Annotated in this window: 11 protein-coding genes; 5 read left to right on the top strand and 6 right to left on the bottom strand. The window is 69.3% G+C overall.

Annotation, left to right across the window (positions count from 1 at the left end; translation table 11 throughout):
• Positions 1–37 precede the first annotated feature (37 nt).
• Together ACX9NE_RS26630 and nei2 are read left to right on the top strand one after the other, a co-directional pair.
• Positions 38–4,588 carry an ATP-dependent helicase gene (locus ACX9NE_RS26630; protein ID WP_459364663.1) on the top strand — a complete coding sequence of 1,517 codons (4,551 nt, stop codon included), beginning with the start codon at positions 38–40 and terminating at the stop codon, positions 4,586–4,588.
• Between the two features lie 2 nt (positions 4,589–4,590).
• Entirely contained in the window at positions 4,591–5,340 is a 750-nt protein-coding gene (gene nei2 / locus ACX9NE_RS26625) for an endonuclease VIII Nei2 (protein WP_459364632.1), read from the top strand.
• Between the two features lie 12 nt (positions 5,341–5,352).
• Here nei2 and ACX9NE_RS26620 read toward each other — a convergent pair whose 3' ends face one another.
• The 3 genes from ACX9NE_RS26620 to pstS all read right to left on the bottom strand — a co-directional run bounded on the left by ACX9NE_RS26620 (position 5,353) and on the right by pstS (position 8,750).
• On the bottom strand, positions 5,353–6,270 hold the full coding sequence (locus ACX9NE_RS26620) for an extracellular catalytic domain type 1 short-chain-length polyhydroxyalkanoate depolymerase (protein WP_459364664.1): 918 nt from the start codon (positions 6,268–6,270) through the stop codon (positions 5,353–5,355).
• A gap of 50 nt (positions 6,271–6,320) precedes the next feature.
• Positions 6,321–7,541 carry a PPE family protein gene (locus tag ACX9NE_RS26615; RefSeq protein WP_459364633.1) on the bottom strand — a complete coding sequence of 407 codons (1,221 nt, stop codon included), beginning with the start codon at positions 7,539–7,541 and terminating at the stop codon, positions 6,321–6,323.
• Positions 7,542–7,640: 99 nt separating this feature from the next.
• Positions 7,641–8,750 carry a phosphate ABC transporter substrate-binding protein PstS gene (gene pstS, locus ACX9NE_RS26610; RefSeq protein ID WP_459364634.1) on the bottom strand — a complete coding sequence of 370 codons (1,110 nt, stop codon included), beginning with the start codon at positions 8,748–8,750 and terminating at the stop codon, positions 7,641–7,643.
• Between the two features lie 275 nt (positions 8,751–9,025).
• Between pstS and ACX9NE_RS26605 the strand changes: the two genes are divergently transcribed.
• Both ACX9NE_RS26605 and ACX9NE_RS26600 read left to right on the top strand, forming a co-directional pair.
• Complete coding sequence (locus ACX9NE_RS26605; protein WP_459364635.1) at positions 9,026–9,373, top strand: DUF732 domain-containing protein; 348 nt, start codon at positions 9,026–9,028, stop codon at positions 9,371–9,373.
• Between the two features lie 28 nt (positions 9,374–9,401).
• The gene (locus ACX9NE_RS26600; protein ID WP_459364636.1) at positions 9,402–9,665 is read left to right on the top strand and encodes a hypothetical protein; all 264 of its coding nucleotides are present in this window, start codon (positions 9,402–9,404) and stop codon (positions 9,663–9,665) included.
• Here the strand turns inward: ACX9NE_RS26600 and ACX9NE_RS26595 are convergent.
• From ACX9NE_RS26595 to mgtA, 3 genes are read right to left on the bottom strand one after another with little or no spacing between them, the layout of a single operon-like run.
• Positions 9,662–12,562: an arylsulfatase gene (locus tag ACX9NE_RS26595; RefSeq protein ID WP_459364637.1), complete on the bottom strand. Its 2,901-nt coding sequence runs from the start codon at positions 12,560–12,562 to the stop codon at positions 9,662–9,664. The genes ACX9NE_RS26600 and ACX9NE_RS26595 overlap by 4 nt on opposite strands.
• Entirely contained in the window at positions 12,559–13,425 is an 867-nt protein-coding gene (locus ACX9NE_RS26590; RefSeq protein WP_459364638.1) for a pseudouridine synthase, read from the bottom strand. Before ACX9NE_RS26590 ends, ACX9NE_RS26595 begins: the two co-directional genes overlap by 4 nt.
• Before the next feature lie 46 nt (positions 13,426–13,471).
• On the bottom strand, positions 13,472–16,093 hold the full coding sequence (gene mgtA, locus ACX9NE_RS26585; RefSeq protein WP_459364639.1) for a magnesium-translocating P-type ATPase: 2,622 nt from the start codon (positions 16,091–16,093) through the stop codon (positions 13,472–13,474).
• Between the two features lie 108 nt (positions 16,094–16,201).
• Between mgtA and ACX9NE_RS26580 the strand changes: the two genes are divergently transcribed.
• Positions 16,202–20,545, top strand: coding sequence for a cation-translocating P-type ATPase (locus ACX9NE_RS26580; RefSeq protein WP_459364640.1), 4,344 nt, complete (start codon positions 16,202–16,204; stop codon positions 20,543–20,545).
• The last annotated feature ends 59 nt before the right edge of the window (positions 20,546–20,604 follow it).

The following is a 20,604-nucleotide window of genomic DNA, read 5'->3' as shown; positions in this document are numbered from 1 at the left end:
GGTACCCCTTGGCACCATGGCAGGGGTGAGCACTTCGATACCGGGCCCGGAGGTCGCATCGGCCCTGGCGCGGTTCAGCCCGATCACCCGCGATTGGTTCGCCAGCACCTTCGCCGCGCCCACCACCGCCCAGGCCCAGGCCTGGACGGCGATCGCCGACGGACACAACACGCTGGTCATCGCGCCCACCGGCTCGGGTAAGACGCTGGCGGCGTTCCTATGGGCGTTGGACAGCCTCGCCGGCCTGGCCGCACCGGACCGTCCCACCGGGACCCGGGTGTTGTATGTCTCCCCGCTCAAAGCGCTCGCCGTCGACGTCGAACGCAACCTGCGCACTCCGCTAACCGGGCTGACCCGGCTGGCGCAGGCCCGCGGCCTGCCCGCGCCCGCGATCAGTGTGGGCGTGCGTTCCGGAGATACTCCGCCCGCTCAGCGCCGCCAGCTCATCAACTCGCCGCCGGACGTGCTGATCACCACCCCCGAGTCGTTGTTCCTGATGTTGACCTCGGCGGCCCGGGAAATCCTGGCGGGCGTGCGAACCGTCATCGTCGACGAGATCCACGCGATCGCGGCCACCAAGCGCGGCGCGCACCTGGCGTTGTCGCTGGAGCGCCTGGACGAGCTGCGCAGCGGACCACCGGCCCAGCGCATCGGGCTTTCGGCCACGGTGCGACCGCCCGAAGAGCTGGCGCGGTTTCTGTCCGGGCAGTCCCCGACCACGATCGTCGCGCCGCCCTCAGCCAAGACCGTCGAGCTCTCGGTGCAGGTGCCGGTACCCGACATGGCCAACCTGACCAACAACTCGATCTGGCCGGACGTCGAGGCGCGGCTGGTCGACCTGATCGAATCGCACAACTCGACCATCGTGTTCGCCAACTCGCGGCGGCTGGCCGAGCGACTCACCGCACGGCTCAACGAGATTCACGCCGAACGCGCGGGAGTCGAGCTGCCTTCGGGCGGCAATGCGCAGGTGGCCGGTGGCGCGCCGGCCCATGTCATGGCCAGCGGCCAGACCTTCGGCGCCCCGACGCTGCTTGCCCGCGCTCACCACGGATCGGTGAGCAAGGAACAACGCGCAATCGTCGAGGAAGACCTCAAGAGCGGACAGCTCAAAGCGGTGGTGGCCACTTCCAGCCTCGAACTCGGCATCGACATGGGCGCTGTCGATCTGGTGATCCAGGTGGAGGCCCCACCATCGGTGGCCAGCGGTCTGCAGCGCATCGGGCGGGCCGGCCACCAGGTCGGTGAGGTCTCACGCGGGGTGTTGTTCCCCAAATACCGCACCGACCTGATCGGCTGCGCGGTGAGCGTGCAGCGCATGCTGACCGGGCAGATCGAAACCATGCGGGTGCCCGCCAACCCGCTGGACATCCTGGCCCAGCAGACGGTCGCGGCAGCCGCGCTCGAGCCACTTGACGCCGACCGCTGGTTCGACACCGTGCGGCGAAGCGCGCCGTTCGCGACACTGCCGCGCAGCGTGTTCGAAGCGACCCTGGATCTGCTGTCGGGCAAGTACCCGTCGACCGATTTCGCCGAGCTTCGGCCGCGGCTGGTCTACGACCGCGATCGCGGCACACTCACCGCGCGGCCCGGTGCACAGCGCCTGGCCGTCACCTCCGGCGGCGCCATACCCGACCGCGGGTTGTTCGCCGTCTACCTCGCCACCGACTCCGAGAAACCCTCGCGGGTGGGCGAACTCGACGAGGAGATGGTGTACGAGTCTCGCCCCGGTGATGTCATCTCACTGGGCGCCACCAGTTGGCGCATCGTCGAGATCACCCACGACCGCGTGCTGGTGGTACCCGCACCCGGACAGCCCGCGCGGTTGCCGTTCTGGCGCGGTGACAACGCCGGCCGTCCCGCGGAGCTCGGCGCCGCGCTCGGCGCGCTCACCGGAGAGCTGGCCGCGCTGACCCGGGAGGAATTCGACAAACGTTGTGCCGGTTTGGGTTTCGACGAGTACGCGACGGACAACCTGTGGCGGCTGCTGGACGAGCAGCGGGCCGCGACGCGAGTGGTTCCCACCGACGCCACGCTGCTGGTGGAACGGTTCCGAGACGAACTCGGTGACTGGCGGGTGGTCCTGCACTCGCCGTACGGATTGCAGGTGCACGGCCCCCTCGCGCTTGCGGTGGGGCGGCGGCTGCGCGAACGGTACGGCCTCGACGAGAAACCGACCGCGTCCGACGACGGCATCGTGGTGCGGCTGCCCGATACCGGATTCGGCGACGGGGACACCCCGCCGGCGGCCGAACTGTTCGTATTCGATCCCGACGAGATCGACCCGATCGTCACCGCGGAGGTCGGCGAGTCGGCGCTGTTCGCGTCGCGGTTCCGGGAGTCGGCCGCCCGCGCCCTGTTGCTGCCCCGCCGCCATCCCGGCCGGCGCTCCCCGCTGTGGCAGCAGCGGCAGCGTGCCGCCCGGCTGCTGGAGGTGGCGCGCAAATACCCCGACTTCCCGATCGTGCTGGAGACCATCCGGGAATGCCTGCAGGACGTGTACGACGTTCCCACCCTGTGCACCCTGATGGCGCAGATCGCCCAACGCAAGGTGCGGGTGTTTGAAGCCGAAACCGACCGTCCTTCACCGTTTGCCGCCTCACTGTTGTTCGGTTACGTCGGCGCCTTCATGTACGAGGGCGATGTCCCGCTGGCCGAGCGCCGCGCCGCGGCCCTGTCGCTGGACAGCACGCTGCTGGCCGAACTGCTGGGCCGCGTCGAACTGCGCGAGCTGCTTGATCCCGACGTCATCGCCGGCACCGGGCGCCAGCTGCAACACCTCTCGGCCGACCGGGCCGCCCGGGACGCCGAAGGCGTTGCCGATCTGCTGCGGCTGCTGGGTCCGCTGACCGAGCAGGAGGTGGCGGCCCGCGCGAACGCCGCGGACGTCGGGGGCTGGCTGGAAGGTCTGCGTGCCGCCCGCCGCGCACTGACCGTGTCGTTCGCAGGACAGCGCTGGTGGGTTGCCGTCGAGGACATCGGCCGGCTCCGCGACGGTGTCGGCGCGGCGGTGCCGGTGGGCCTGCCGGCGGCGTTCACCGAGTCGGTGGCCGATCCGCTGGGCGAGCTGCTCGGCCGCTTCGCCCGCACCAATACACCGTTCAGCACCGCACAGGCGGCCGCACGGTTCGGTTTGGGCTTGCGGGTGACCGCCGACGTGTTGGGCCGCCTGGCTGCCGACGGCCGTCTGGTGCGCGGCGAATTCGTCGCCGTGACTACCGGCGGCGCCGGATCCGAACAGTGGTGTGACGCCGACGTGTTGCGCATCCTGCGGCGCCGGTCGCTGGCCGCGCTGCGTGCTCAGGTCGAGCCGGTCAGCACCGCCGCATATGGCCGGTTCCTGCCGGCCTGGCACCAGGTGGGTACGTCCGAGGCCGGCGTGGACCGATTGGCGGCGGTCATCGATCAGCTGGCGGGGGTGCGGATCCCGGCGTCGGCGCTGGAACCGCTGGTACTTGGGCCGCGCGTACGCGACTACTCCCCCGCCCTGCTCGACGAGCTGCTGGCCACCGGTGAGGTCACCTGGTCGGGTGCCGGATCGATCTCGGGCAGCGACGGCTGGGTCGCGCTGCACCCCGCTGACTCCGCGGCGCTGACGCTGTCCCCACCTGCCGAGATCGAGTTCACCGATGTCCACCGCGGGATCTTGGACGCGCTGTCCGGCGGCGGAGCGTACTTCTTCCGCCAGCTTGCCGCGGCCGGCGGCTCGGAATCGGAGCTGAAAGCGGCGCTGTGGGAACTCGTCTGGGCCGGCTGGGTCACCGGCGACACGTTCGCCCCGGTGCGCGCGCTGCTGGGTGGCAGCACGGGCCCGCGCAGAAGGTCGGCACCCGCACACCGCACCCGGCGTGCACCGCGGCTGAGCCGTTACAGCGTCGCGCATCCGCAGCAACGCACCGCCGACCCGACGGTCGCCGGGCGATGGTCGGCGCTGCCTGCGCGAGAACCGGACTCCACGCTGCGGGCCCATTTCCAGGCCGAGTTGCTGCTGAACCGTCACGGCGTGCTGACCAAGGGCGCGGTGGCCGCCGAAGGTGTGCCGGGCGGCTTCGCCGCGCTGTACAAGGTGTTGAGCGCATTCGAAGACGCCGGCCGCTGCCAGCGCGGCTACTTCATCGAGTCCCTGGGAGGCGCGCAGTTCGCGGTCGCCTCGACCGTGGACCGGCTGCGCAGCTATCTCGACGGGGTGGATCCGCAGCGACCGGATTACCGCGCGGTGGTGCTGGCAGCCACCGACCCGGCTAATCCGTACGGCGCGGCGCTGCCGTGGCCCGATTCGGCGGCCGAGGGCTCAGCGCGGCCGGGTCGCAAAGCCGGGGCGCTGGTGGTGTTGGTGGACGGCCAGTTGTGCTGGTTCTCCGAACGCGGTGGCCGCTCCCTGCTGATGTTCACCGACGACCCCGACGCCAACCACGCGGCGGCCATCGCGCTGGCCGAACTGGTCTCCGGCCGGCGGGTGGCATCCCTGCTGGTCGAGCGGGCCAATGGGGTCTCCGTGCTGCAGCCGGACTCCCCGGCCGGGCCGGCGCTGGCCGCCCTGGCCGAGGCGGGGTTCGCGCGTACGCCCCGCGGATTGCGACTGCGGTAGTCATGCCCGAAGGTGACACCGTCTGGCACACCGCCGCCACGCTGCGCGAGCACCTGCAGGGACGCACCCTGACCCGTTGCGATGTGCGGGTGCCCAAATTCGCCACCGTAGACCTCACCGGTCACGTGGTCGACGAGGTGCTCAGCCGGGGCAAGCACCTGTTCATCCGAGTCGGGCCCGCCAGCATCCACTCCCATCTGAAAATGGACGGCAGCTGGCGGGTCGGCAGGCAGCGGGTCGATCACCGGGCACGAATCATCTTGGAAGCGGGTGAGATTCGGGCCGTCGGCATCGATCTGGGCGTGCTGGAGATCCTCGAGCGCGACCACGACACCACCGCTGTCGCGCATCTGGGGCCCGACCTGCTCGGCAACGACTGGGACGCCCGGGTTGCCGCCGCCAACCTGATCGCCGACCCGGATCGTCCGATCTCCGAGGCGTTGCTCGACCAGCGCGTGATGGCCGGGGTCGGCAACGTGTACAGCAACGAGTTGTGTTTCGTCAGCGGGCACCTGCCGACCGCGCCGGTGCGCGACATCGCCGATCCGCTGCGCCTGGTCTCGCGTGCCCGGGAGATGTTGTGGGCCAATCGCTCTCGCCGAAACCGCACCACCACCGGCGACACCCGGGCAGGCCGGCAGGTGTGGGTCTACGGGCGGGCCGGGCAACCGTGTCGGCGCTGCCGCACACCCATCGCCCACGACGGCGACGCGCAGCGGGTGCAGTACTGGTGCCCCTCCTGCCAGCGCTGAACCGGCGCCGGGTCAGTCGCGGCCGTGGCTCAGGAAGAACTCGGCGATCACCTGGGAGCCGTCGAACACCCGGGTGGTGGCCCCGATCACCGTCTTCGGCAGGTACTGCTTGCCGCCCGGCCAGGTGTGGCCACCCTTCTCGATCCGGTACAGAACCACTTCGGTGTTGTCCGCACACGCCGAGGCGGCATACCGGCGCACCACGGTTCCGTCGTTGACGCTGGGCAAATCCTCGACCGTGGGATTCCCCTGACAACGGTCGACGGCCCGCCACCGGTCCAGCAGACTAGTCACCGAGATGGCGTGGCTCAACCCGCCGCGGCCGCGAACGTCACCGCCGTTGTAGGGCACCACCGGATCACCGGTGCCGTGAGCGTCCAGCACCGACACCGGGCGGGACGGGTTGCATGCCACGCCGACGCCCAGGGTGCCGGAGATCGGTGCGATCGCGGCGAACATGTCGGCGCGGTCGCACGCCAGACGGTTGGACATGAATCCGCCGTTGGACATGCCGGTGGCGAAGATGTGCCCGGCCGGGACCTTGAAATCATCGCGAAGCTTATTCACCAGGGAGACCAGGAAACCGACGTCGTCCACACGTTTGCGGTCGGCCGGGGAGGCGCCCCGCCCGTCGGCCCAGCTCTTGTCGTAACCGTCGGGGTAAACAACCAGCAGGCCGTTGGCGTCGGCGACGGAGTCGAAGTCGGTCAGGTTACGCTGCCCGGCGCCGGTGCCGCCGCCGCCGTGCAGATTGAGCACCAACCCGACCGGCGGCCCCGGCGGCACATGTACCAGATACGTCCGGTTCAGCCCGCCATAGGGAAATATCCCCGCCTGGTCGCGCGCCCGGGCTGCCGCCACCTGCCGCTCGGTGCAGCCGGCCAGACAGGCCAGCAGCACGGTGAGCAAGAGCAATCGCGCCCATGGCATGCCGTCAAACGTACCGATCGATCCCGCGCCGTCGGTCCCGTCGTCGGCGCTCACCCCGCGGACGGCGGCCGGGTCATGAAGGTGCCCTTGAGTTCCAGCCCCATCGCGATGTCTTCGTACTTGGGCTCTTTGCGTTTCTTCCAGCCGCTGCCCGCCGAGATCGGCGGTGCCATCAGCGGCGGCAGCATCGGGAACCCGGCGCCGGCATCAGCACCGAGCTCAGCGGCGGGAATCGGGGTAGCCGCCGCCGCGAGTTGCACCGGCATGTGCGCGCCGGTCAATACCGCGGTCGCAGCCGGCGGCGCCGAAAGGTTGCCCATCGGCACGGCAACCCCCATCGCCGCTGCCGGTTCTGCCGAGCCCAGGGCGCTGACCGCGTTGGCAAAAGTCGCCGCACTCTCCCCGAAGGCTGACTCACCCTCCGACAGACCCGCCGCGATATCGGGAGCCACCGCCTGCAGCGCCTGGGCCGAGGTGTTCTGCGCCAGATAGCTAAGCATGTTGATCGGGAAACCCGACGAGATGAACTGGTTGGTGTAGGTGTTGGCCAATCCGAACCAGCCCTGGTTGGGGTCGAAGGTGACGCCGATCGCCTGCAGGATTGTGTCGATCGGGGATACCGGCGGCGCAACCGCGTCGGCGGGCGCCACTGCCGCAGCGGCATTGGCGAGCGCGGAGGACACGTTGGTGGACGTCGAGGAGGCCGACGCGGTCTGCACCGCCTGGGCCTGCGCGGCCGGCCCTTGCGGCGTTGTGATCGACGGCGGCGAGGCGAACAGCGGCAGCTGCAGGGCCTGCGCCGAAGCCGCCTGGTAGCGGTACATGGCGGCGGCGTTGTTCACCCACATGCGTTCGTACTGCGCCTCGGTCTCGGCGATCGCCGCCAGGTTCTTGCCCAGCCCGTTGGTGGCCAGCAACCGCGCGAGCTGGGCGCGGTTGGCGCTGACCGCTGACGGCGGCACCACGGCGGCGAGCACGGTACCGAACGCGCCGGCCGCGGTCCGGGCCGCCGAACCCACGGCCAGGCACTGCTGCGCGGTACCACCCAGCCAGGTGAGATAGGTCCCCACCGAGTCGATCATCGCGGTCGAGGCCGGCCCGCTCCAGGCTTCGGACACCGACGCCAGCACCGGCGAATAGGCACGGACAGACTCCTCCAGGTCGTAGCCGAGGCGCTGCCACGCATAGGAGGCCTCAACCAGAGGTTCGGCGCCCGGCCCGGAGTGAATCAGCGCCGACGTGACCTCGGGTGGCAGTCCGATGAAATCCATGCCCTACACAATGTCAACTCAGGTAAATTTTCGCGAAACATTGCGCGGACTTCGAAAGGAAATACCCAGGAACATTGCGCGTCGGTGGTCCGCCGACCCTCACGACAGCGCGTTGATCGCCGCCGCCAGCCGCGGCCGCAACCCGTCGGGTACCGGCGCGTATCCGTTGTCCGCCAGGCCGCTCTGGCCGGCACCGGTGGCGATTTTGAGGAACGCCTTCACGGCCGCACCGAGTTCGGAGTCCGGATACTTCGAGCAGACGATCTCGTACGTCGCCAGCACGATCGGATACGCGCCGGGCTGATTCGGCCGGTAGAACGAGATGGTGTCGAAGGCCAGGTCGTTGCCCTCCCTGATGAACCAGGCGGACGAGATCGTCTTGCCCACCGAATCGACGTCGACGCCGACCGGATCCGGTCCGGCTGAGGTGACGACCTTGGCTACGCTCAGGTGTTGCGCCAGGGCGAAGGACCACTCGACGTAAGTCACCGACCCTTCGGCCTGTGCCACCGCCGCGGCGACACCGTCGCTGCCCGCGGCGCCCTCCCCGACGCCGCCGTTGAACACCTTCCCCGCCCCCTTGCCCCAGGCGTCACCGCCGGCGGTATCGAGATATCTCTGGAAGTTGTCGGAGGTGCCGGACTGGTCGCTTCGAAACACCACCCGGATCGGCTCGGCGGGCAGGTTCACGCCGGCGTTGAGCGCCCGGATCGCAGGATCGTTCCACGTGGTGATCGCGCCGCCGAAGACCCTGGCTGCTGTGGGCCCGTCCAAGTTCAGCGAGGGTACCCCGGCGAGGTGGTAGGCGATGGCGATGGGTCCGAACACCACCGGCAGATTCCACACCGGTGACCCGCACCGCTGCTGCGCCCTGGCGTACTCGTTCTTGCTCAGCGGTGAATCCGAACCGGCGAAATCGGTTTGCCCGCGCAGGAACTCGCTGATTCCCGCGCCCGAACCGTTGGCGGTGTAGTTCACCGAATGACCGGGGCAGACCTGTTCGAAAGCCTTGGCGAAGCGGGTCATCGCGTTGGCCTGGGCGCTGGAGCCACTGGCCTTCAGCGTCGGCCGGCCCGCACAGTCCGCCCGGGCCGCAGCCGCTGCGGTGCTCGCGCCGGGCGCGGCGACCTTCTGATCGGCACACGCCGTCACAGCCGTGGCGCCGATGGCCAGAACAGCCAGCCAGGCGCCAAAACGATTGAGGTTCAATTCATTTCCTCGACGGATACCGGCGCAATCAGGGTCTTTCTCGCAGCCATGCGGAATGGTAGCAAGTTCGCGACGCCGGGATTTACCCTCAGCGGGTGGTGAACCCATTCGGATTCGATGATTTCAGCCGCAGTTTGCGACCGGTTCACTGTCCGGACAACTGACCCAACCACCGTCACGCAGTGCAGGGATGTCGCCCGCCACCCCTTGCCACGTGCGATGATCGTAATGTAAGCATCGCGTTACGTCACACTTGTCTGGGGGAGGTTCCAGCTATGGCTGTCCGTCGCACGCGCGCCCTGCTGCGAACGCTCGTCCTGAGCGCCGGTCTGTTGACTGCCCTGGCGGCTCTGACTGCGGTGGCAACACCGGCCGCCCGGGCCGACGCCATAGACAGCCAATTCCTGAACGCGCTGCAGGGCCACGGCATCAACTTCGGGTCACCACAGGCCGCGCTGCAGGCCGCGCACCAGGTGTGCGACGAACTCGACAACGGCAGGCAGAAGCCCGACGTCGCAAACGAGGTGGCGTCAAGCAGCAATCTGGACGGCTATCATGCCGGTTACTTCGTCGGCGTGAGCGTCGCCGCGTACTGCCCGCGGCATCATCACGCAAGTCCGTAGCAAATCCTTTACTGTGCCGTAACGCTCGATGCGGCACGAGTTTCTACTCTGGGAGGTACCCACGTCGCCGGGAGTGATCTGTTTGATCGGAAGAGTGTTGTCCTGCGTTGCCATCACCCTCAGCGCCGCGGTGGCAACCGCGAATCCGGCCGCCGCCGACCCCGATGTGTTCGGCGTCCTCAGCTGTGGCTGCGAAGGCGCCCCCGCGTTCCCGAGCCGGGGAACTATGCGCGAGCAAATCGAGGCAGGTATTCAACAAGGCCTGGACGACCTGCTGGGCGATTCGGGCTAACCGGCCGCTCCGCGTCCCACGGCCTGGACCGAGGCGTGTTTGTGCAACGCCATCTCGGTCTCCGGCGTCACCGGCATGAGGTCGAAGACAACCTCTTTGACGGTGCCGGTGAACGCATACGGCGCCTTGTCCTCGTAATCGCGGTCGACGACCAGCCCGTTGTCTCGACCGACGTCCAGCCCCGCGTACGACGTGAAGGACAGGCTGACCGTCTGCGGCAGTTCACCCTCGCCGATCTGACGGTCGCCGGCCCACAATGTCACCCGGCCGCCCGAACCGACGACGGGGCGCTGCGATTCGAACAGCATCCGGACGGTGACCTCGCCGGGGGGGATTGCTTCGGTGGACGTCTGCCGGTAGGTCTCAACTCCCAGGAAGGAATAGGTGTGGTGTAGCCGGCGATGCTCGTCGACCCAGAGGGCGAAGCCGCCCATGAAATCGGCGTTGGCGACGATCACGCCCTGCGCGTCCTCGGGGACCGTCAGGCGCGCTTCGATCGCGTAGGAGCGGCCGTAGATCCGCGGCACCATCCCACGTTGAATGTTCTGGACGTCGCCCCGGAAGGCGAACCGGGTGGTGGTCGGCAGCGGCGGCAGATCACCGAACATCACCGCGAGTCCGCCCAGCAACGGCAAGACCCGGTTGCGCTCGGCCTCTGCCCACCACAGCTCGCGCAGTTCGGTGAGCTTCTGCGGGTGTTCGGCCGCGATGTTCCTCGATTGCGAGAAGTCCTCGGGCAGGTAATAGAGTTCCCAGACGTCCTGCTCCGGGTCGTAATTGCCCGGCGCGAAACGCTGCATGGTCTCCGGTGACAGATCCCACGGCGCCCGGTCCAGCCGGGCACAGGCCCACCACCCGTCCTGATAGATCGCGCGGCTGCCGAACATCTCGAAATACTGCACGGTGCGGTGCTCTTGGGCTCCCGCATCGTCGAATGACGGCAGGAAACTCGTGCCGTCCATCGGCTCCTGTTCGAACCCGTCCACGCTGGTGGGCACCGGTAACCCGATGGCCTCCAACACCGTTGGCGCGATGTCGATGCAGTGGGTGAATTGGCCGCGCAGCCGGCCGTCGGGCTGGATCCGGCTCGGCCAGGCGACCACCATGGGGTCGCGGGTGCCGCCGAGATGGCTGGCCATCTGTTTGCCCCATTGGAACGGCGTGTTGTTGGCGTGCGCCCAGCCCGAGGCGAAATGCGGCGCGGTGAACTCATTGCCGAGCGCTTCGATGCCCCCGTACTGCTCGATCAGCGCCAGCTGCTGGTCGGCGTCGAGATCCAGACCGTTGAGGAAGGTCATCTCGTTGAACGAGCCGGTGTTGGTGCCTTCCATGCTGGCGCCGTTGTCGCCCCAGATGTAGATGACCAGCGTGTTGTCGGCCTCGCCGAGTTCTTCGATCGCGTCGAGCAGCCGGCCGACGTTCCAGTCCGCGTTCTCGGAGAACCCGGCGAACACCTCCATCTGCCGTGCGTAGAGCCTGCGCTGGTTGTCGGTGAGGCTGTCCCAGGCCGGGAAGAGGCCGGGCCGCTCGGTGAGTTCGGCGTCCGGCGGAATGATGCCCATTGCCTTCTGGCGTTCGAATGTCTTCTGCCGGTACACATCCCAGCCTTCGTCGAACTGCCCTTTGTACTTGTCGGCCCATTCCTTGAACACGTGGTGCGGCGCGTGGGTGGCGCCGGTGGCGTAGTACATCATCCACGGCTTGGTGGAGTTCTGGGCGCGCACGGTATGCAGCCATTCGACGGCCTTGTCGGTCAGGTCGTCGGGGAAGAAATACGGCCGCTCACCCGTCGCCTCCGGGATGCCGAAGACGGTGTTGTCCTGTGTGATGATCGGGTCGTACTGTCCGGCGGCGCCGCTCGGGAAGCCCCAGAAATGGTCGAATCCCCAACCCAGCGGCCAGTTGTCGAACGGCCCCGCCGCGCCCTGGACGTTGTCCGGGGTCAGATGCCATTTGCCGAAAGCGCCTGTCACGTAACCGTTGTCGCGCAGGATCCGGGGCAGTGCAGCGCAGCTGCGGGGGAGCACCGTGGCGTAGCCCGGGTAGGGGCCGGGAAATTCGCACACCGATCCGAACCCCACCCGGTGGTGGTTGCGCCCGGTCAGCAACGCCGCCCGGGTCGGCGAGCAGACAGCGGTCACGTGAAATCGGTTGTAGGTCAACCCCTTCTCGGCCACCCGGGACAGCGCCGGGGTGCTGATGCCGCCGCCGAAGGTGTCCGGGCCACCGAAGCCGGCGTCGTCGATCAACACGATCAGCACGTTGGGCGCGTTGTCCGGCGCACTGGCGCCGGGAACGATCGTCCAGTCCCCCACCGACTCGGCGACGGTGCGGCCGATGGTTCCGCCGAAGCTGCGCTGGGCTATCGGCAGCCTGGTGCGATCGGGGTTGAACTTGCCCATCGCCTCCTGCAGTGCCGAACCCAGCGCCCGCAGCGTCGAACGGCTCAGCTCGGCAACCGATTTCATCGGCGATCCGGCCATTGCCTGTTCCACCGTCAGCCGGCCCTGCGCCGGGGTCACCGCGATGATCAGGGCGCTGCCCGCCGACAGCGCTTCGCCGATCTTGTCCGCCAGTCCGCTCTTGATCCGATGGTGGGCGAAGGTTCCCGCCAGCGCGCCGGCCGCCGCGCCGAAGGCCGCACTGGCCAGCAACGCCGGTGAGAACAAGCCGACGGCCAGACCCGCGCCCGCGCCCCACGCGGCCCCGCGGCGACCGAGCTTGTTGCCGGTGTCCAGCAGCACCCCGTTGCCCCCGGCGTCCTTTCCGACCAGAATCGCACCCTGCAACGGCAACGTCTTGGCGTTGGCCTGTCCGGTCAGGTTCTCGAAGTCGCTGCGCGCGGTATCGATGTCCTGATAGCCCGCGACGATGACGAGCGCGTTGTCTTCACTCATATCCAGTTCTCCTCTCGACGGCTGACGAATTCGCGGTGCGACCCGGTGACCGGATCGTCGAATTCCATCCGGTGGGCCAGCAACCGCAGCGGCGTGCTGAAGTCATCGTCGGCGACGTCGACGATGTTGGGATACAACGGATCACCGGTGATCGGTAAGCCGAGGGACGCCATGTGCACCCGCAGTTGATGGGTGCGTCCGGTGCGCGGCGTCAAACGGTAGAGACCGTCGGGTGACCGGAGTTGCACCAACGTCTCGGCGTTGGCCGGCCCGGCCTCGGTCACCGCCTGTAACTGCCCGCGCCGCTTGATGATTCGGCTCCGCACCACCCGCGGAAACACCAGCTGCGGGTCGACCGCGGCACGGGCCAGATAGGTCTTGGCTACCAGCCCGCGGGCGAACAGTGTCTGGTAGGGCCCCCGCAGCTCGCGACGGGTGGTGAACAGCAACACCCCGGCGGTCAGCCGGTCCAGACGGTGGGCCGGGCTGAGCTCGGGCAGGCCCAGGCTGCAGCGCAACCGCACCAGCGCCGTCTGGGCCACGTGCCGGCCCCGCGGCGTGGTGGCCAGGAAGTGCGGCTTGTCGACCACGACGATGTCGTCGTCGCGGTAGAGCACCGGGACGTCGAACGGCACCGGGACTTCGTCGGGCAGATCCCGGTAGAGGTACACGCTGGATCCGCTGGGCATTACCGTCGCGCCGTCGATCACCGCGCCGTCGGCGTCGACCACTTCACCGGCCAGCACCTTCGCTGCGGCCCGGACACCGAAGCGGTCGGTCAATTCGGACAACACAGGCCCGCCCCGCAGTCGCACCCGAACCGGCCCCAAGGCGTCCCGAACGCCGATCAGTGCAGGCTCCATCGCGAGTGAGACTATCCACCCGAACGGGCGCGTGCGGCACAATTCGCTAGACACGGTGATGATAGAAACGGGCGGCGCGCCGGCGGATGCGGTGGGCCCGTCCCCGGGTGCGGTGTGGCTGGCCGGCGATGCGCACCGGTTCGGCATAGAACATCGCCTTGGCCAGCTCGACGAGAATCAGGTAGACCACGACGAAGCCGCCGAGGGCGGCGTAGAACTGCCACGGCAGCGTGGTGAAGCCCAGGGCGGCGGCCAGCGGGGACAATGTGAGGACGACAGCGATGGCGACCACCGTCAGGCTGGTGGCCGTCAGCAGGCCACTCGGCCGGCTGCGGAAGAACGGAACCTTGCGGGTGCGGATCGCGAAGATGATCAGTGTCTGCGTCGCAAGCGATTCCACGAACCAGCCGGTGCGGAACTCGACGGCGCCGGCGTCCAGCACGCCCAGCATCAACCCGAAGGTCATGAAGTCGAACAGTGAACTGATCGGTCCGAAGATCATCATGAACCGGCGGATGAACGCGACGTCCCAGTGCGAGGGCGCTTGCAGTTGTTCTTCGTCGACGCGGTCGGTCGCGATCGGCAACTGCGAGCTGTCGTAGAGCAGGTTGTTCAGCAGGATCTGGCTGGGCAGCATCGGCAGAAAGGGCAGCAGCGCCGAGGCCGCGGCGGCGCTGAACATATTGCCGAAGTTGCTGGAGGTACCCATCAGCACGTACTTGACGGTGTTGGCGAAGATCCGCCGGCCCTCGGCCACGCCGGTGGCCAGCACACCCAGGTCTTTTTCCAGCAGCAGCACATCGGCCGCATCCTTGGCGACGTCGGTGGCGCTGTCGACGGAGATACCGACGTCGGCGGCGTGCAGAGCCAGCGCGTCGTTGACGCCGTCGCCCAGGAAGCCCACCGACCGTCCGCTACGCCGCAGCGCCTCGATCAGGCGCGCCTTCTGCTCGGGAGAGATACGGGCGAAGATGGTGTGCTCACGAGCGGCGTCGGCGAACTCGTCGTCGTCGAGTTCCTCCAGCTCGACGCCACTGATAGTGCCGTGGGATGCCAAATGAAGTTCCGCGCAGACCTTTTCGGCTACCCGCGGATTGTCGCCGGTGGCGATCTTGAGTTCGATGCCCAGCCCGGCCAGGGTCGTCAGGGACTGGCGCGCGGCAGGTTTGGGTTCGTCGGCGAATACCAGCACACCGGCCAGCGTCAGCGCGCATTCGTCGTCGGGAGTGATCACGGTCAGCTGGTCCGCGGGTTTGACGGCCACCGCCACCACGCGGCGGCCCGCGGCGAACAGGGCGTCCAGCGTCTCGTGCACCGCCGCCGGCACCCCCTGGCACCGGCTCAGTACCTGTTCGGGCGCACCCTTGACGATGAGCAGACGGGTTGCGCCGTCATCGACCAACGCCGAGGTGGCCCGGCGCTCATGGTCGAAGGGCGACATCGCGACCCGGCGCGCGCCGCCGACCAGTCGCTGCGACCGCGGCGCCTCCCACAGCGCGGCATCGAGGGCATTGGCGCTGGCTCCGCCGCATTCCGGGTCGACGTCGGTGGCCAGCAGGCCGAGCCGCAGCACTGTGTCGCTGGGCGCGCCGGTCGCGTCGATCGTGTCGACCAGCCTGATCCGGCCCTCGGTGAGGGTGCCCGTCTTGTCCGTGATCAGGATGTCGATGTCGCCGAGGTCTTCGATGCAGACCAACCGCTTGACCAGCACCTTGGCCCGGGCCAGTTGCCTGGATCCGGTGGCCAGACTGGTGCTGACCACGGCGGGCAGCAATTGCGGGGTGATGCCCACCGCGATCGCCAGCGAGAACAGCACGGAATCGATCACCGGCTTTTCCAGCAGCAGATTGCTGGCCAAAATAACGACCATCAGCGCTATCGCCACCTGCAACAGCAGGTAGGAGAACCGCCGCAACCCGACCTGGAACTCCGTTTCGGGCTGCCGCGTGTCCAAACCGGCTGCGATACGCCCGAATTCGGCGTTCCTGCCGGTGGCGTACACCACCGCGGTGCCCTCTCCCGCGCTGACGATGGTGCCCATGAACGCCAGGTCGGTCAGGTCGCCCAGAGCCGTCGCCTCCGGCACCCGTTGCGGCGACTTCTCCACACCGGTCGATTCTCCGGTCAGGATGCCCTCGTCGCATTCCAGACCGGAGACCTCGATCAGCCGGACGTCGGCGGGCACCGCCTCGCCCAGCGACAACCGGATCACGTCGCCGCGGACGAGCTCGGTCACGTCGACGGTGACGAACTCGCCGTCGCGTCGCACCATCGCGCGATGATGGACACCGGCGTGCAACCGCGCCGCGGCGTTCTCGGCGCGGTATTCGTTGAAAAAGCTCAAACCGGTGCTGGCCACCAGGATGACGCCGATGATCAGGGCCTGCACGCTGTCGCCGAGGAAGTAGGACACAGCGGCTGTGACGGCCAGCAGAATGAGCACCGCGTTGCGCAGTTGGCGGGCGAGGATCGCCAGCGCATTCACGCGATGAGTCCGCACCACGTTTGCGCCGTAGCGCTGCAACCGGGCGGCCGCTGCACTGCTGGACAGACCGGCCGCCGAGCTGTCCAACCAGCGCAGCACGTCGTCAATCGGCGCAGCCGCAACCGAATTCGGGCGCAGGGGCTGGGAGATCGGCGCGTCGGTCACCTTCGGTGCTGACGCCATTGCGTGACTGTTTCGCATTCGGGCCGTTTACGCAAGTGACAAAGGGCATTGGAAGGTTCACCCAAACACTCCTGTGGGGGCACCGTTCGCCGGACTAGTGTTCAGTCTATGCGTCTGCCCGGTTTCGGCTTGGTAGCCGGCACGGCGCTGCTGGGTGGCGGCGCCACGACGGCCGTGGGCCGGTCCATTTCGCGGGCCATGCCCGATCTCCCGGCTCTGGCACGCACCGCCGCGGGCGTGGCGATCGAGACGGCGGGCGGACCCCCGCTACGCCGCACCAGTAGCAACGGTGCACGGCGCTGGATCGAGGTGCGCGGACTCGGTGACGAGCACGCGGCGACGACGTCAGCAAACGTGCTGGCCGCGGTCCGGGCCACGCCGGGGGTGCGCACGGCTCACCTGAACCACACCCTGGCCCGAGTGGTGGTCACCGTGAACACCGAGGCCGGGGCGCCCTCGACGGCGCAGCTGTGCCGGATCGTGGCAGATGCCGAACGGCGGGGGCGCCCCCGGCCGGCGCGGCAACTGCCGACGAGCCTGCCCGCTGATGACGCGGTGCTGCTGGGCCGCACCGCCGCGGCCACCGCGGCCACTGTGGGCCTTGGCCTTTCGCTGACCGGCAGCGTCTTGCGGCTGCCGCGGCTGCCCGACCTGCTGGCGGTGCCGCCCACCCTGGCCGACCACCTGCCGCGGCTGCGCCGGCAGGTACAGCGACGCCTCGGACCCGACGGCGCCGACCTGCTGTTCGGCGTGGTCAACGCCGCCGCGGCCGCGTTGACGGTGTCGCCGGCCGCGGCGGCCGCCGAGGCCGCCACCTGCGTGCTGCTGGCGGCTGAGGCGTGGAACGGTCGGCTCGCCTGGTACCGGCATGAGCCGGCGCTGGGCGACGACCCGGCATCCGGGCCGGTTATCGCCGAAGTCGCCTCCGATCCCCCCGACGGGCCGGCCGAACGGTATGCCGACCGGATCGGGGTGGCGGGAATCGGCGCGGCGACGGCCGTCGGTCTGATCTCGCGCAACCCGGACGCGGCCGGCGCAGCGGCGCTGGCCGCCGTGCCCAAGCCGCTGCGCGCCATCCGGGAGGCGTTCGGCTGCGGGATGAGCCGTGGCCTGACCGCCCAACACGACGCACTGGTCCTGCACCCCCGCGCGCTGCGGCTGCTCGACCGTGTCGACGCCATCATGATCGACCCCCGCGTGTTGTACACCGACGAGTTGACGGTGAGTCGCATTGTGGGCGTGCCTGATTCGCAGCGCACCGACATCTGGGAGGCGGTGCGCGCGGCACTGGGCAACGACGGGCTGGCGCCGGGGTGGCACGACATCGCCGGCATCCCGGGGGCCGGCGACGCCGGATCGGCGCTGATCAGCCCGGTGCGCGATCCGCTGGCCGCGGCGGTCATCACCGAGGCCCGCCGGTCACGGCCGCGGGTGCTGTGCCTCGAGGACGACGGATTACGTTCGCTGGCACAGGGATTCGACCACCTCTATCCGTTGGACGGATCGGTCGACGAGGCACTGGCGGCGGCCGTCGCGGACCTGAAAGACGGCGGCGCCACGGTGGCGTTGCTGACCACATCGGCGTTGCGGGGCGCGCACCGGTCCGACGTCACGGTGGGGGTATCGCGGCGGGGGGCCGCGCCGCCCTGGGGCGCCGACATCGTCGTCGCCGACCTCACCGGCGCCTGGCGGGTGCTGCACGCGCTGCCGGCCGCGCGCGCCGCCACCGAGAGCGCCATCCGGCTGTCGGCCTCAGCCTCGGCGATCGGGGCACTGATGCTGATCCCGGGAGTGCCCGGCCGCAGTTCGGTATCGGTCAATGTCGGCATGGCCGCCAGCCTCTGGTTCGGATTGCGTTCCGGCGCAAAGGTTTTCGTCGACCCGGTGCCCGAACCCGAGGCCGGACACGACTGGCACGGGCTGCCGGTGGACGAGGTGCAGCGGTTGCTGCCGCGCCCACCGGACGAACGTCCCGAAGCGACGCCGGGCCGGCGGTTGTCGCCGGTGCGCGCTGCGTTGCGGTCGTCGTGGCGACTCGCCCGCGACTTCGCCAACGAAATGCGCAACGATCTGTCGGACCCGATCACGCCGCTGCTGGCCACCGGCGCGGCGGCCAGCGCGCTGCTCGGATCACCGGTGGACGCGTTCCTGGTGGGCAACGTGCTGCTGCTCAACGCCGCGCTGTCGGCCGAGCAGCAGCTGCGCGCCGAGCGGATCCTCAACCGCCTGCTGGCGATTCAGGATCCGACCGCGCGGCGCCGGGTAGGTCCGCTGGCGGGCGGCCGGCGCGAGAAGGTACCCGCCGGACGACTGCGGCGCGGCGACATCATCGAGGTCCGCGCCGAGGAGGTGGTTCCCGCCGACGCGCGGCTGTTGCACACCTCGAATGTCGAGGTCGACGAATCCACGTTGACCGGCGAGTCGCTGCCGGTGTCCAAGCAGACGCGAGCGACACCGGGTGCGCCGCTGGCCGAGCGGACCTGCATGCTCTATGCCGGCACCACGGTGGTGGCCGGCACCGCAGTGGCCGTAGTCACCGCCGTCGGTTCGCGGACCGAGATGCGCCGCGCGCTGGCGATGACGCCGCGGAAGTCCCGGGAGATCGGCCTGCAGCGTCAACTGAGCCGAATCACCAAGCGGGCGTTGCCCTTCAGCGTCGCCGGTGGAGGGCTGGTCGGTGTGCTCAGCGTCGCCCGGGGTACCCCCCTGCGCGACGCGGTGTCCAGCGCCGTCACATTGATCGTCGCGGCCATTCCGGAGGGTTTGACGCTGGTCGTGACGCTGGCTCAGCTGGCCGCCGCGCGCCGGCTCAGCGGCGAGTCGGTGCTGATCCGCAACGCCCATGCCGTGGAGGCGCTGGCCCGGTTGAACGTGGTGTGCTTCGACAAGACGGGCACGCTGAGTGAGAATCGGCTGAAGGTGAAAACGGTTCGCCCGTCGACGGGTTTCGCCGCCGGGCAGGTGCTGGACGCGGCGCTGAGCACGACCTACTCCAGGCACTCCCACCGGGTCGAACATGCCACCGACGACGCCATCGTCCGAGCGGCCGACGATCCGTCGCTGCGCGCGGACGGCTCTCCGGCGCAACCGCGGTTGACCCGTGAGGCGTTCCTGCCATTCCAGTCCGGTCGCCCGTTCGCGGCCGCGCTCGTCGGCAACCGGCTGACCATCAAGGGATCGCCGGAGGTGTTGACGTCGGCGTTGGACCGCGAAGACGGACCGCTGGCCCGGGCGGTCGAGGAGATGGCCAAAGACGGCTTCCGGGTGCTGACGGTGGCCGAGCGGCGGCTCACCCGCTCGCAGGCGAAGGCAGCGGCGGCCGATCCGGACCTGCTGGAAGCGCTATGCGGCTACGGACTCACCCCGGTCGGACTGCTCGGGCTGGCTGACACGCCACGGCCGCTGGCCCGGTCCGTCCTCACCGGCCTGGCCGAGCGCGACATCGGGGTGCGGCTGATCACCGGTGATCATCCCGCCACCGCCACCGCGATCGCCCGGGATCTGGGCATCGACGTCGCCGCCGGCCAGGTGATGACCGGCAACGACTGGGAGGCTCTGCCGGCCACGCAACGTGCGGAGGCGGTCCGGTCGCGCCTGGTGTTCGCCCGGATGTCGCCGGAACACAAGGTGGAGGTGGTCCAGACGCTGGAGCGAGCCGGGCTGGTCACCGCGATGGTCGGCGACGGCGTCAACGACGCCGCCGCGATCCGGGCCGCAAGCGTGGGCATCGGGATGGCCGCGCGCGGCAGCGACGCCGCGCGAACGGCCGCTGACATGGTGTTGCTCGACGGGCGGATCGAGGCGCTGATGGACGCTCTCGACGAGGGCCGGGAGCTGTGGCAGCGCGTGCATTCGGCGGTGTCGGTGCTGTTGGGCGGCAACACCGGCGAGCTGTGCTTCGCGTTGGTCACCACCCTGCTGACCGGCCGGTCGGTGCTCAACGCCCGGCAGATGCTGTTGGTCAACATGCTCACCGATGCGCTGCCGGCGGCCGCCCTTGCCGTCAGCCCGCAGCGCCGCAACGGCGAGGTCGAACACGACGAGGCGGCGATGTGGCGCGCGATCGGCATTCGTGGCGTCGCCACCACCACCGGGGCCATGCTGGCGTGGCTGATGGCCCGCGTCACCGGTACCCGGCGGCGCGCGGCGACGGTCGCGCTGATCGGACTGGTCGCCACCCAGCTGTTGCAGACGCTGGCCGACTCGCGCAGCGGGCTGGTGGTCGCCACGGCGGTGGGCTCCCTCGTCGTGCTCGGTGTGGTGGTGTCGACCCCGGGTCTGAGCCGGCTGTTCGGCTGCACTCCGGTGGGCCCGGTCGGTTGGGGCCAGGCGCTGCTGGCCGCGACGGCGGCGAGTCTGGTGGCGGTGCTGGCGCCCGACCTGATGGAGCGTGCGTCGCGGGCGGTGCGCGGCCTGATCTCCGGCGTGAACGATCTCGCACCGAGCGCTTAACCGAAAGTTCGCCCGCCGTTGGGCCGCTGCGCTCGCGAGCTATTCCCGGCGACCGTACC

It is taken from the genome of Mycobacterium sp. ML4, from assembly GCF_054515735.1.
This window is presented reverse-complemented; position numbering and strand designations above follow the sequence as displayed.